The organism is Tyzzerella sp. An114, assembly GCF_002161055.1.
Classification (GTDB): domain Bacteria; phylum Bacillota; class Clostridia; order Lachnospirales; family Anaerotignaceae; genus Fimicola; species Fimicola cottocaccae.
Map to the genome: position 1 here is coordinate 12,449 of NZ_NFLT01000001.1, position 12,475 is coordinate 24,923.

Annotated in this window: 14 protein-coding genes; 5 read left to right on the forward strand and 9 right to left on the reverse strand. The window is 31.3% G+C overall.

Annotation, left to right across the window (positions count from 1 at the left end; all coding sequences use genetic code 11):
- Positions 1 to 218: 218 nt before the first annotated feature.
- Positions 219 to 2,813, reverse strand: a complete 2,595-nt coding sequence (gene clpB / locus B5E58_RS00055; RefSeq protein WP_088107638.1) for an ATP-dependent chaperone ClpB — start codon at positions 2,811 to 2,813, stop codon at positions 219 to 221.
- Positions 2,814 to 3,021: 208 nt separating this feature from the next.
- On the opposite strand from clpB, the gene B5E58_RS00060 reads away from it, so the two are divergent.
- Positions 3,022 to 4,026, forward strand: coding sequence for an ABC transporter substrate-binding protein (locus tag B5E58_RS00060; RefSeq protein WP_088107639.1), 1,005 nt, complete (start codon positions 3,022 to 3,024; stop codon positions 4,024 to 4,026).
- 88 nt (positions 4,027 to 4,114) lie between these two features.
- Here B5E58_RS00060 and B5E58_RS00065 read toward each other — a convergent pair whose 3' ends face one another.
- Both B5E58_RS00065 and B5E58_RS00070 read right to left on the reverse strand, forming a co-directional pair.
- Positions 4,115 to 5,245: a pyridoxal-phosphate-dependent aminotransferase family protein gene (locus tag B5E58_RS00065; protein WP_088107640.1), complete on the reverse strand. Its 1,131-nt coding sequence runs from the start codon at positions 5,243 to 5,245 to the stop codon at positions 4,115 to 4,117.
- 4 nt (positions 5,246 to 5,249) lie between these two features.
- Positions 5,250 to 5,768: an ECF transporter S component gene (locus B5E58_RS00070; protein ID WP_088107641.1), complete on the reverse strand. Its 519-nt coding sequence runs from the start codon at positions 5,766 to 5,768 to the stop codon at positions 5,250 to 5,252.
- Positions 5,769 to 5,922: 154 nt separating this feature from the next.
- Here B5E58_RS00070 and pdxR point away from each other — a divergent pair, with 154 nt between their 5' ends.
- Positions 5,923 to 7,314: a MocR-like pyridoxine biosynthesis transcription factor PdxR gene (gene pdxR / locus B5E58_RS00075; RefSeq protein WP_158097620.1), complete on the forward strand. Its 1,392-nt coding sequence runs from the start codon at positions 5,923 to 5,925 to the stop codon at positions 7,312 to 7,314.
- Between the two features lie 34 nt (positions 7,315 to 7,348).
- On the opposite strand, the gene B5E58_RS00080 is transcribed toward pdxR, so the two are convergent.
- From B5E58_RS00080 to B5E58_RS00095, 4 genes are read right to left on the reverse strand one after another with little or no spacing between them, the layout of a single operon-like run.
- Positions 7,349 to 7,564, reverse strand: a complete 216-nt coding sequence (locus B5E58_RS00080) for a DUF3006 domain-containing protein (protein ID WP_088107643.1) — start codon at positions 7,562 to 7,564, stop codon at positions 7,349 to 7,351.
- A gap of 35 nt (positions 7,565 to 7,599) precedes the next feature.
- Positions 7,600 to 8,658, reverse strand: coding sequence for a ComEC/Rec2 family competence protein (locus tag B5E58_RS00085; RefSeq protein WP_088107644.1), 1,059 nt, complete (start codon positions 8,656 to 8,658; stop codon positions 7,600 to 7,602).
- 40 nt (positions 8,659 to 8,698) lie between these two features.
- Positions 8,699 to 8,875 carry a DUF4250 domain-containing protein gene (locus B5E58_RS00090; protein WP_088107645.1) on the reverse strand — a complete coding sequence of 59 codons (177 nt, stop codon included), beginning with the start codon at positions 8,873 to 8,875 and terminating at the stop codon, positions 8,699 to 8,701.
- A gap of 23 nt (positions 8,876 to 8,898) precedes the next feature.
- Positions 8,899 to 9,549, reverse strand: coding sequence for a Crp/Fnr family transcriptional regulator (locus tag B5E58_RS00095; RefSeq protein WP_242956562.1), 651 nt, complete (start codon positions 9,547 to 9,549; stop codon positions 8,899 to 8,901).
- A gap of 85 nt (positions 9,550 to 9,634) precedes the next feature.
- Here B5E58_RS00095 and B5E58_RS00100 point away from each other — a divergent pair, with 85 nt between their 5' ends.
- A complete protein-coding gene (locus B5E58_RS00100) occupies positions 9,635 to 10,132 on the forward strand; it encodes a pyridoxamine 5'-phosphate oxidase family protein (protein WP_206608526.1) in 498 nt (165 codons plus the stop codon).
- Between the two features lie 8 nt (positions 10,133 to 10,140).
- The gene (locus B5E58_RS00105) at positions 10,141 to 10,830 is read left to right on the forward strand and encodes an ATP-binding protein (RefSeq protein ID WP_088107962.1); all 690 of its coding nucleotides are present in this window, start codon (positions 10,141 to 10,143) and stop codon (positions 10,828 to 10,830) included.
- Positions 10,831 to 10,873: 43 nt separating this feature from the next.
- Here B5E58_RS00105 and B5E58_RS00110 read toward each other — a convergent pair whose 3' ends face one another.
- Positions 10,874 to 11,422: a beta-class carbonic anhydrase gene (locus B5E58_RS00110; RefSeq protein WP_330395572.1), complete on the reverse strand. Its 549-nt coding sequence runs from the start codon at positions 11,420 to 11,422 to the stop codon at positions 10,874 to 10,876.
- Positions 11,423 to 11,523: 101 nt separating this feature from the next.
- On the opposite strand from B5E58_RS00110, the gene B5E58_RS00115 reads away from it, so the two are divergent.
- Positions 11,524 to 11,967, forward strand: coding sequence for a YaiI/YqxD family protein (locus B5E58_RS00115; protein ID WP_088107649.1), 444 nt, complete (start codon positions 11,524 to 11,526; stop codon positions 11,965 to 11,967).
- 30 nt (positions 11,968 to 11,997) lie between these two features.
- Here the strand turns inward: B5E58_RS00115 and B5E58_RS00120 are convergent, their stop codons facing one another.
- Positions 11,998 to 12,441: a deoxycytidylate deaminase gene (locus B5E58_RS00120; RefSeq protein ID WP_088107650.1), complete on the reverse strand. Its 444-nt coding sequence runs from the start codon at positions 12,439 to 12,441 to the stop codon at positions 11,998 to 12,000.
- Positions 12,442 to 12,475: the final 34 nt, after the last annotated feature.

Here is a 12,475-nt window from a genome sequence, read left to right on the forward strand (position 1 = left end):
AATTATGTTAAATATCAACAATAAGATTACAAAAAATAACTTTTTATAGTATATAATTATATTATTTTTAAAAAATAATAAATTTAAAATTTATTCTTTGTAATATTTATTATTGTAACAAAACTATTTTCTTCACAATACTTCACAAAACAAAAAGAGCTTCTATCTATAAAGATAGAAGCCTTTTTTATTAAAATTAATGTACTTTTATTGATACATTAACGTATTACAAACTCATCATTCTCAACATCAATAACAAATTTTGTTTCAGGTGCAACATCATCTCTTATGATTTTCTTAGCAATAAGAGTTTCTATATATCTCTGTATAAATCTCTTAAGAGGTCTTGCACCATAAACAGGGTCATATGCACTTTCGATAATGTAATTTTTAGCATTTTCAGTAAGTTCACATGAAAGTTGTTTATCTTCAAGACGTTTATTAAGGTCTTTTACAATAAGGTCAATAATAAATGTTATGTCATTCTTTGTAAGTGGTTTGTAGAATACAATTTCATCAAGTCTGTTTAAAAATTCAGGACGGAAAGAACGTCTTAAAAGTTCATTAACTTGTTCTTTTGCCTCCTCTTTAATCTCTCCACTTTCGTCAATACCGTCAAGAAGATAGTTTGAACCAAGGTTTGATGTAAGAATAATTATTGTGTTTTTAAAATCCACAGTTCTACCCTGTGAATCTGTAATTCTACCATCATCAAGAACCTGTAAAAGAATATTAAATACATCAGGATGAGCCTTTTCGACTTCATCAAAAAGTACAACTGAATAAGGTTTTCTTCTTACAGCTTCTGTAAGCTGTCCACCCTCCTCATAACCTACATATCCTGGAGGAGCTCCGATAAGTCTTGATACTGAGAATTTTTCCATATATTCAGTCATATCAATTCTTACAATATTCTTTTCATCATCAAAAAGTGTTTCTGCAAGAGCTTTTGCAAGTTCCGTTTTACCTACACCAGTAGGACCTAAGAAAAGGAATGAACCTATTGGTCTTTGTGGATTTTGGATACCTGCACGACTTCTCATAATAGCTTCTGAAACCTTTGTGACAGCTTCATTTTGACCGATAACTCTTTCATGGAGTATGTCCTCAAGATTTATGAGTTTCTCTTTTTCTCCCTCCATAAGTTTTGATGTAGGAATACCAGTCCATCTCTCAATAATCTTTGCAATTTCTTCTTCTGTAACTTTATCACGAAGGAGAGTTGCTCTATTTTTTTCCTCTGCAATAGCTTCTTCCTGTGCCAATTCTTTTTGAAGTTGTGGAAGTTTGCCATATTTAAGTTCAGCAGCCTTATTTAAGTCATAGCTTCTTTCAGCCTTTTCAATTTCAATATTTACATTGTCAATGTCTTCTCTTAATTTCTGAACTTTATTTATTGCATTTTTCTCATTATCCCATTTTGCTTTAAGTGTGTTAAACTCATCACGCATTTCTGCAAGCTCTTTTTGTATTTCTTTTAAATGTTCCTGAGATATTTTGTCACTTTCTTTTTTAAGAGCAGCCTCCTCAATTTCATGCTGAATTATTTTTCTCTGTATAATATCAAGCTCCATAGGCATTGAGTCAATTTCAGTTCTTATCATAGCACAAGCCTCATCAACAAGGTCAATGGCTTTATCCGGTAAAAATCTGTCTGAAATATATCTGTTTGAAAGTGTAGCAGCAGCAATTATAGCTTGGTCTTGAATTTTAACTCCATGATAAAGTTCATATCTTTCTTTAAGACCTCTTAAAATTGCTATTGTATCTTCAACAGTAGGCTCATTAACCATTACAGGCTGGAAACGTCTTTCAAGAGCTGGGTCTTTTTCAATATACTGTCTATATTCATTAAGTGTTGTAGCACCTATACAATGAAGTTCACCTCTAGCAAGCATTGGTTTTAAAAGGTTTCCGGCGTCCATAGCACCATCACTCTTACCCGCTCCAACAATAGTATGAAGTTCATCAATGAAAAGTATAATTTTTCCTTCACTCTTTTTAACTTCGTTTAATACAGCTTTAAGTCTTTCTTCAAACTCTCCTCTAAATTTAGCTCCGGCAATTAAAGCACCCATATCAAGAGAGAATATAGTTTTATCTTTAAGACTGTTTGGAACGTCCTCTTTAACAATACGCTGAGCAAGTCCCTCGGCAATAGCTGTTTTACCTACACCAGGCTCACCTATAAGAACAGGATTATTTTTTGTCTTTCTTGAAAGTATTCTTATTACATTACGAATTTCGTCATCTCTACCGATTACAGGGTCAAGTTTTTTACTTCTTGCCCTCTCAACAAGGTCTGTACCATATTTTTTGAGTACATCATAAGTTGATTCTGGATTATCACTTGTAACTCTTGTATTTCCTCTTACTGTTGCAAGAATTTTATAAAAATCTTCACTCTCTATATTAAAAAGTTTGAAAAGTTTTTTGTCTACTGGATTAGGATTTTTAAGTATACACATAAAAATATGTTCAACAGAAACATATTCGTCTTTCATATTTTCTGCAAGTTTTTCTGCGGCAACAAGAACCTTGTCAACATCAGCTGAAACATATATGTTGTTTGCAGGTCTGCCGCTTCCTGAAACATGAGGAAGTTTTTCAATTTCACGCATCAGTTCAGCCTGAAAGGCATTTACATTTACGTTCATTTTCATAAGAAGCTGAGGGATAAGTCCGTCTTCCTGTGTAAGCAACGAATATAATAAATGCTGTTCTTCTATCTGAGGGTTCTGATGCTCTACTGCAATATTTTGAGCATTCTGTATTGCTCCCAATGAATTCTGTGTAAATTTTTGAGCGTTCATATATACATCTTCCTTTCTACAATATTTTAAGATTTCTAATCTATGAATGTATTATAACTCATTAGCACTCACTTGACAAGAGTGCTAACAAATTATTTACATATAAATTTACGCTAAATTTTATTACAAAGTCTGTACTATTTTTAAAATTTTTAACACTTTTTTTGAAAATACATATAATATACTATGAATTCAGGGAGGATTGAAAATGAAATTTTATAAAAAATCAACTGTTTTTGTATCAATTATGATTGTTTTTGCAATTATATTTTCAGGCTGTCAGAGTGAAAAAAGTGAACTTACAAAAGTAAGACTTAATGAGGTAGTTCACTCTGTATTTTATGCCCCACAGTATGTAGCTTTGGAAAAAGGATTTTTTGAAGATGAAGGACTTGAAATTGAAATGAGTGTTGGTCAGGGTGCTGACAAATCAATGACAGCTCTTATATCAAATTCCGCAGACATTGCACTTTTAGGTACAGAAGCCGGAATTTATGTATATAACGAGGGAAAAGAAGACTTCCCTAAAATTTTTGCACAGCTTACTCAAAGAGCTGGAAACTTCCTTGTATCAAGAGAGGAAGAACCAAATTTTAAATGGGAAAACTTAAAAGGCAAATCATTGATTGGCGGAAGAACTGGCGGAATGCCACAACTTGTACTGGAATATGTTTTAAAGAATAATAATTTAAAAATTGGGGAAGATTTAGATATTATAAATAACATTGCTTTTGAAAGTACAGCAGGAGCATTTCAAGGAAATTTAGGAGATTACACAGCAGAATTTGAGCCTACTGCAACAGCTCTTGAAAATAGCGGAGCAGGTCATGTTGTGGCATCACTTGGAACAGAGAGCGGATACATTCCATATACTGTTTACATGGCAACAGGAAAATATATGGAAGAAAATCCAGACATTATTCAAAAGTTTACAAATGCCATATATAAAGGTCAAGAATGGGTTGACACTCACACATCAAAAGAAATTGCAGAAGTTATATATCCACAGTTTAAAGAGTCTGACATAGACACATTGACAAAGATTATAGAAAGATATAAATCTCAAGACACATGGAAAACAAACCCACAGATTGACGAAGATGGTTTTGAACTTATACAGGACATTATGGAAGAAGGCGGAGAGTTATCAAAAAGAGTGCCTTATAATGATATTGTAGTTACAGATTTTTCAGAAAAAGCAGAAATAAAATAAAAACACCGAATATTTATTTATAAAATATAAATAAATATTCGTTTATATAAAAAAGCAGACCGAAAATTTTTTCAGTCTGCTTTACTTTTTATATACTATAAACTTCTTTTATAAAATTTTCACTTATAGAACATTTCAAATCAAATTTAAGCTGTAAAAGTGTATTTTCAAGGGCTTTTAATGTTTCAAAAACATCACTTACATTACAATTTTCACCCATGTGACCTATTCTCAAAACTTTACCTTCCATAATATCGAAAGAGCCAGCTATAAGTATATTATATTTATTTTTCATAATATCAATAATTTCTTTTGCCAAAATTTTTTCAGGCACATTAAAAACCGTTACAGTATTTGAAAAACCGCTTTCAGTATAAAGATGAAGTCCACCTTTTACAATAGAATTTCTAACAGCAGAACCAATTTTTTTATGGCGTTCAAATATATCTTTATCATTTAAAATATTTTCCAAAGCACTTCTTAAAGCATAAATATCATAAATAGGCATTGTATAAGGGAACCACTTATCTCTATAATATGTCTTAAATGTTGAAAGATTAGCATAAAAAGAAGCTATTGGAGTTTTTCTTTCTTCCATAGATTTTTTAGCTCTATCACTAACTCCAACTATTGTAAGCCCCGTAGGAGCAGACAAAGCCTTTTGAGAACCAAGACAAAGTATATCAATATGTCCCATTGATAAAGGTTCACCGAAAGAAGCTGAAACACTATCAACAACAGTCATAATTCCATAATTATTTAATACATTTGATATGCTTTCAACATCGTTTAATATTCCGCTAGGTGTATCACAATGAACAACAGTAGCATATTTAAAATTACTGTCTTTTTTGAGATAATCATCAAGTTTATTTACATCAACAGGATTTTTATAATCAACAGTATATAAAACAGGTTCTCCCCCATACATACTTACAAAACCTTCAAATCCTCTGCCATAAACTCCATTATCTATAACAAGAACTCTATCACCTTTTTCAGTTAAAGAAGCACAGGCAGCCTCAAGCCCCAAAATACCTTCTCCCCCAAGTATATAAAACTCATTTTCAGTATTAAAAAACTTAGAAAACATTAAACAAGTTTCGTGATAAAATTCACAAAATTCCTCATAAATATCAGGATTTCCCCTCTCAATACTCATTGACATTCGTACATTTTCCCTTATCTGAGTAGGTCCCGGTGTCATCATTTTATACATATATTTACACTCCCAATCTTATATATTTCTTAATAACAAATACAACAGGTAATGTGACAACTGCTGCTGTCATAATCTGAACAACATTTCCCGGTATAGAATATACAGGTGCAATTATATTTCCTGTTATAATAATTTCAGCTATATAATAACCTATAATTTTCACAAAAAGAGCCACAATAACTGACAAAACATACTTAAAAACAGTGAAATTTTTTTCTGTAATTTTCCCAAAAGTCCAACCTATAAGACCACATATAATAAATGTAAAAGGTGACCATAAAACCCAACCGGAAACCAAATCAAAAAATCCCATTCCGAAAGCTCCAGCATACATTCCTGTTTTTTTACCAAATATTACAGCTGCCACAAAAACAGGCACATTCCCCAAATGGACAAGTCCCCCGCTAGACATTAAAGGCAATTTTATATTTATGCACATAGTAGCAACAAATGTCATAGCTATAAAACAGGCTGTAACTGTAATTTCTTTTGTACTTTTTAAAGCAAAAACATTATTCACTTTAATTCCTCCTTTGTATTTTCATTGACTGTAAAAAATCATAGACGTATAATAACAGCAAACTGATATTATTAAAAATATCAGTTTATTAAAATTTAATAGTATCAGTTTATGTTTATAAAATTGTATGGGTACAATTTTTAAGGGAGGAAATATGATAAATATAAATCCAAAATCAAAAGAGCCTTTATACAGTCAAATATACAATCAAATAAAACAGTCAATAATAGAAGGCAGAATAAAATCAGGGGAAAAACTAAAATCAAAGAGAAATCTATCGAAAGAACTTTCAGTCAGTGTAAATACAATTGATACAGCATACGGTCAGCTTGTATCAGAAGGTTTTATAAAATCTGTTCCCCAAAGTGGTTTCTATGTCTGTGATATAGAAAGTCTTGACATAATAAATTTTGATAAAAAAGAAATCAAAAAAAATATAACAGAACAGAAAGAAAATAATAATTACATTGATTTTTCACTTTATGGTATAGACATCCCCTCTTTTCCCTACACATCATGGAAAAAACTTATAAGAGAAGTAATATCATTGAGTCCAGAGGAATTTTTAAAAACTTCACCATCACAGGGAGAGTTTTCACTTAGATGTGCTATATCTTCACATATATACATAAGACGAGGAGTTATAACTTCACCGGATAACATTGTAATAGGAGCAGGAACAGACAATCTTATGGAAATTTTAAATGGAATACTTGAAAAAGATTGTAAAATAGCCATGGAAGACCCTGTGTATAGTAACTCTTACAGATATTTTAATAGAATGGGACATAAAATAATATCTGTTCCAACTGATGAAAAAGGAGTAATAACGGATAATATTAAAAATATAGATAACACAGCTCTTTATATAACACCCTCTCATCAGTTCCCTTTAGGTATAACAATGCCTGTAAGTAGAAGAATAGAAATTTTAAAATGGGCAAAGAAAGGAGAAAAACGCTATATAATAGAAGATGACTATGACAGCGAGTTTAGATACAATTCAAAGCCTATATCCTCATTACAGAGCATAGACCGAAATGGAAATATAATATATCTAGGAAGTTTTTCAAGAAGTATATCACCCTCACTGAGAATAAGCTATATTGTTTTGCCTGAAAAACTTATGGAAACATACAAAGAAAACTATAAAGACACCAGTTGTCCCGTATCACGATTGGAACAGCTTGTTTTAGAAAAATTCATATCATCAGGACAATATGAAAAACACATAAACAGAATGAGAAAAATTTATAGTGAAAAGAGAGATTATACAATAAAAAAATTAGTTTATGAATTTGGAGAAGATATAAGTTTTTATGGAGAAAACGCCGGTCATCATATACTTTTTAAAATAAAAAACTATAAAGATGAAAAAGAGATATGTAAAAAAGCTTTTTTAAACAACATTAAAATATATGCTGTATCTGATTTTTATAAGGGAACTGTTCCTGAAAAATTTAAAGGAGCTGTAATGGCAGGCTATGGAAATTTAAGTTTTGAAGATATTGAAAAAGGTATAAAAATATTAAAAAAATCTCTTTAAACAAAAAAAGGCTGATTAAAAATCAGCCCTTTTATTATTTATTAAAAAGTTTTTTCATTTTTTCTTCTATACGTTTTATTCTTTCTTGTTCCTCAAAAACATCTATAAAAAAACCCTTTTCGTTTTCAGAAATAATATTGCCCTCTTTTATGCCAAAGGGAAGATTTTCAAGGGGAATATTTTTAATTTCACCGTTTTCAAGTTCACAAACAGCAAAATCACCCTCTATTCTGTCAACAGTCATACTCATTAAATATCACCTCAAAATACATTATATATTATGTATTATGGATTACATCTTCCACAAGGTTCATATCCTTCAGATACAGCCTCATTACGGCTATCAAAATAAACACTGTTACTTTCAGAAGGAAGTGATGAACAATTTTCTGTGTGGAATTTTTTTGAATTAACATTTCCTATGTAAACTGTATTTTCTGTATTTGTAGCTTGTGTATCACCCTTTGAGAGTTCATAAGTTGTTCCATCACTTGCTGTAACAGAAATATTTTTGCCATCAGACTTCATTACAATCTCGCCCATTGTATCATTTCTGAATATCTGTATTTTAGCATTATTAAGTTTTTCAATAGTTTCTTTATGAGGGTGTCCATAGTCGTTTCCTGTTTCAGACTGTATAACAGCATAGCTAGGAGATACAGCAGTAAGCCAAGCATCAGATGTTGATGTACTTGAACCATGATGACCAACCTTTAAAACATCAGCTTTAAGGTCATACCCCTTTGATAAAATATCACTTTCAGCCTCAGCCTCTGCATCACCAGTAAACATAAACGAAACATCACCATAAGTCAATTTAAGAACTATTGAATTATTATTATGGTCGCTATACTTTTTCTGAGGTCCTAATATTTTAAATGTTCCTCCACCTACATTAAAAGTGTCTCCCATAACAGGTTCTGTAATAGACAATCCCTTTTCATCTATTGCATCAATGACATCTTCAAAAGTCTTTGTTGTAGCAACATCGTCAGGCATATATACAGCACCAACATCAAAATTTTTAATAACAGTGTCAAGAGAACCTATATGGTCTTCATGAGGGTGTGTTCCAACAACAACATCAAGTTTTTTAACATCTTCATTCTGAAGATATTCTGTTATATAACTACCATCAGCATTATTTCCAGCATCTATAAGCACATTTGAACCGTCACTGAATTTAATAAGTGAACAGTCAGCCTGTCCCACATTTAAAAAGTGAACCTCCATTCCCTCCAAATTATTAGAAACGGAACCTGATACACTATCCATAGCACAGCCTGTAAAAAATAATGATGTCAAAGCTGCTATGGAAATCAATTTTTTTAAAAATTTAGTCATAAAATTCTCCTCTCATAATAATATCTAAATTATTTCAATTTCAGACAAAACGATTTTCAGCCTTAGAATAATCATATCCTATTGTTTTTATTTTTCCTACAACCTCTGTTTTATCTATATCAAGACTTTTACAAAGGTCGTCAAGGTCAGAAAACTCATCACGAAGTTTAAGGTTTAAAAAACTTAAAAGCATAACAGGGTCTTTTGGTATATTCATAATAAAAATTCCTCCATATATTTTTAATTTTCACTGTATTTAAGTGTAAACAAATTTTTATTAAAGTCAAGTATTCCTTCTTTTCTAAGTTTAGAAAGTTCATTTGATAATGCACTTCTATCAACGGATAAATAATCAGCCATTTCCTGACGGTTAAGCTTTATTTTAAATGTACTACTTCCATTTTTGACAGCTTCCTCAGAGAGAAAAGAAAGTATTTTATCTCTTGTAGTTTTTTTCATAATATGTTCCATTTTTCTTGTAAGCATAATATTTTTTTCACTTATCATTCTAATCATATTTTCAGTCAAAATTCTATGGAAACCACAGCCATTATCACATGAAAACAAAATTTTATGACAATCAAGGAAAAGTATTTCTGTTTTTTCAGAGGCAACAACACTTACATCAAGCTTTTTTTCTTTAGAGAAAGCAAAAGCCTCACCAAAAAGGTCACCTTCCCCCATTTTAGCTATAATGGCACGATTGCCCCAAAAATCCTCTTTTATAATATTAACTCCACCACACAATACAACACCTATTTCTTTTATAATATCGCCAGTATGAAATATATATTGTTCTCTATTAAATTTTTTACTGTATGCAGAAAAACATGAAAGCATTTTTTTCAAATCTTCTTCCGATATATCTTTAAAAAGCATATTTTTTATCATAATTCCTCTTTTCCGTTGTAAAAACAACCGATATAATATGATTATCATATTATAATACAATTATTAAATCAAGGAGGAATTTTTTATGAGAAGAAAAGACAGAGAAATGGGAGAAGAGTTTGCCCTTAATGTATTAAAGAACTGCGAATATGCTTTTCTTTCAATGAACCTTGATGACAACACTCCCTATTGTATACCAATATCCCCAGTTTTAGAGGGAAAAAGCATATATTTTCACAGTGCCAAGGCAGGAACAAAAACAGATATATTAAACAAAAAAAATAATGTCTGTGTTACTTGTGTAGGAAAAACAAATCTTGTACCTGAAAAATTTACAACAGAATATGAGTCTGCCATAGCTTTTGGAAAAGCCTATGAAATAACAGATGACAAATCAAAAATAGATGCCTTAAAACTTATATGTGAAAAATTTGCAAAAAGCAATATGGAAAACTTTAATGATGCAATAGAGAGAAGTCTTGCTATTACAGCAATATGGCGAATAGATATTGATAGTATAACAGGAAAAAGAAAAAAATATGATAAAGACGGAAAAGAAATGAAATTTGGAAGAATGGAGTAAAAAACATGATAAAAAGAAGAATTATAAAAATAGATACAGAAAAATGTAATGGCTGTGGAATATGTGCAAGAGCTTGCCATGAAGGAGCAATAGGAATGGTAGATGGAAAAGCTGTTCTTTTAAGAGATGACTACTGTGACGGTTTAGGAGATTGTCTCCCTGCTTGTCCTGTGTCTGCCATATCCTTTGAGGAGAGAGAAGCCCTTGAATATGACGAGGAAGCTGTTAAAAAACATATGGCTGAAAGAAAAATGGCTGAAAACACTTGTAGTTGTGCCGGCTCTGCCTCAAAAGCAATAGACAGAGAATTTTCAGAGGAAACAAATACAAACATAAAAAGTTGTCTTTCTCAGTGGCCTGTACAAATTAAGTTAGCACCTATAAACGCTCCTTATTTTGACAACTGTGATTTACTTATAGCTGCTGACTGTACAGCTTATGCCTATGGAGATTTCCACAATAAATTTATCAAAAACAGAGTAACTTTAATAGGCTGTCCAAAACTTGACATGACAGACTATTCAGAAAAATTATCTGAAATATTAAGATATAACAACATAAACACAATAACAGTTACAAGAATGTCTGTACCTTGCTGTGGCGGAATTGAAAACGCTGTAAAAAATGCAGTTATAAAATCAGGAAAAAATATACCTATTGAAGTTGTTGTAATATCAACAGAGGGAAATATAATATAATATAAAAAAATAAGGCACAATATTGTGCCTTATTTTTATGTTTTTATGCCCTTCTCAAAGCTCCCGTTTTAGGGTCTATAACGAGACCATTTACAATTATACCTTCAGGTATAAGAGGGTGATTTTTTATAATATCAACACTCTTTCTAACAGCCTCCTCAACATTCTCAAAACCTGTGAGCCAGCTATCCATATTAGTTTCACAGCAAATATGACTGTCAAGGTGTTTTTCATCAATTCCTCTTTCTCTCATTTCATTTATAAGCTTGTCCGATTTTAATCCCTGCATACCGCAATCGTCATGACCTATAACAATAATTTCTTTAACTCCCATATCGTATATACCAACAAGTATACTTCTCATCTCACTGCCATAAGGGTTTGTTATAACAGCTCCGGCAGTTTTTACAACCTGTGCATCACCATTTTTAATACCTATTGCATGAGATAAAAGCTCTGTAAGTCTTGTATCCATACAAGTCACAATCAATAAATGTCTATCTGGGTATTTACTTGTCTCATACTGCACATACTCTTTATTTTCAACAAAAGATTTATTATATTGAAGTATTTTATCAATCTGTAACATCATTTACACTCCTTAAAATTATTTTTAATATATATTATATACGAAACATTGGAAAATTTTATTAAAAATGATATAATTCAAATAAAAAATTAAAGGTGGAAAATATGAAAATACTTGTAGATGCAGATGCTTGCCCTGTAAGAGACATAATTGTGTCTGAGGCAAAGGCTTTTAATATACCTGTCATAATGGTGACAGACACAAGTCATATAATTGACGAAAAAGGATTTAAAGTTATAACAGTTGATAAATCTTTTGACAGTGCAGATTTTGTTATTGCAAACATGGCACAAAAGGGAGATATTTCAGTAACACAAGATTATGGACTAGCTACACTTCTTATATCTAAAGGCGTTTATACTGTCAATCAAAACGGATTTATATATACAAATGAAAATATAGACAGAATGTTATTTGAAAGGCATATATCAAAGGAACAGAGAAGAAAAAAACACAGATTTAAAGGTGGAATGAAAAAACGCACAAAGGAAGATGACGAAAAATTCAGAAAATGTTTTGTAGAGCTTTTAGAAAGACTTTGCAAATAAAAAAAGGTATCATAATGATACCTTTTTATTTTATTTCATCACAACAAGCTCTATATCAGCCTCATTAAGTATTCTCATTGAAAGTTCATCAGGATATGTTCCTTTATACACAATTTTAATAATACCTGCATTTACAGCCATTTTAGCACATATAACACAAGGCTGTAATGTGACATATAAAGTAGCACCCTGTGTACTTACTCCCATGTTAGCCGCCTGTATAATAGCATTCTGTTCAGCATGTAAAGCTCTACAAAGCTCATGTCTCTGACCTGAAGGAATATTAAGTTTTTCTCTTTCACAGTATCCCATATCACTACAATGCATAAGACCGGAAGGAGCCCCATTATATCCTGTTGTTATTATTCTGTTATCTTTTACAATAACCGCTCCAACCTGTCTTCTAAGGCAAGTTGAACGAGTTTTGACTATCTCTGCAATTTCCATAAAGTATTCGTCCCAAGTTGCACGCATATTTTAAAAACCCCCTTAAAAATAATTTTTATAA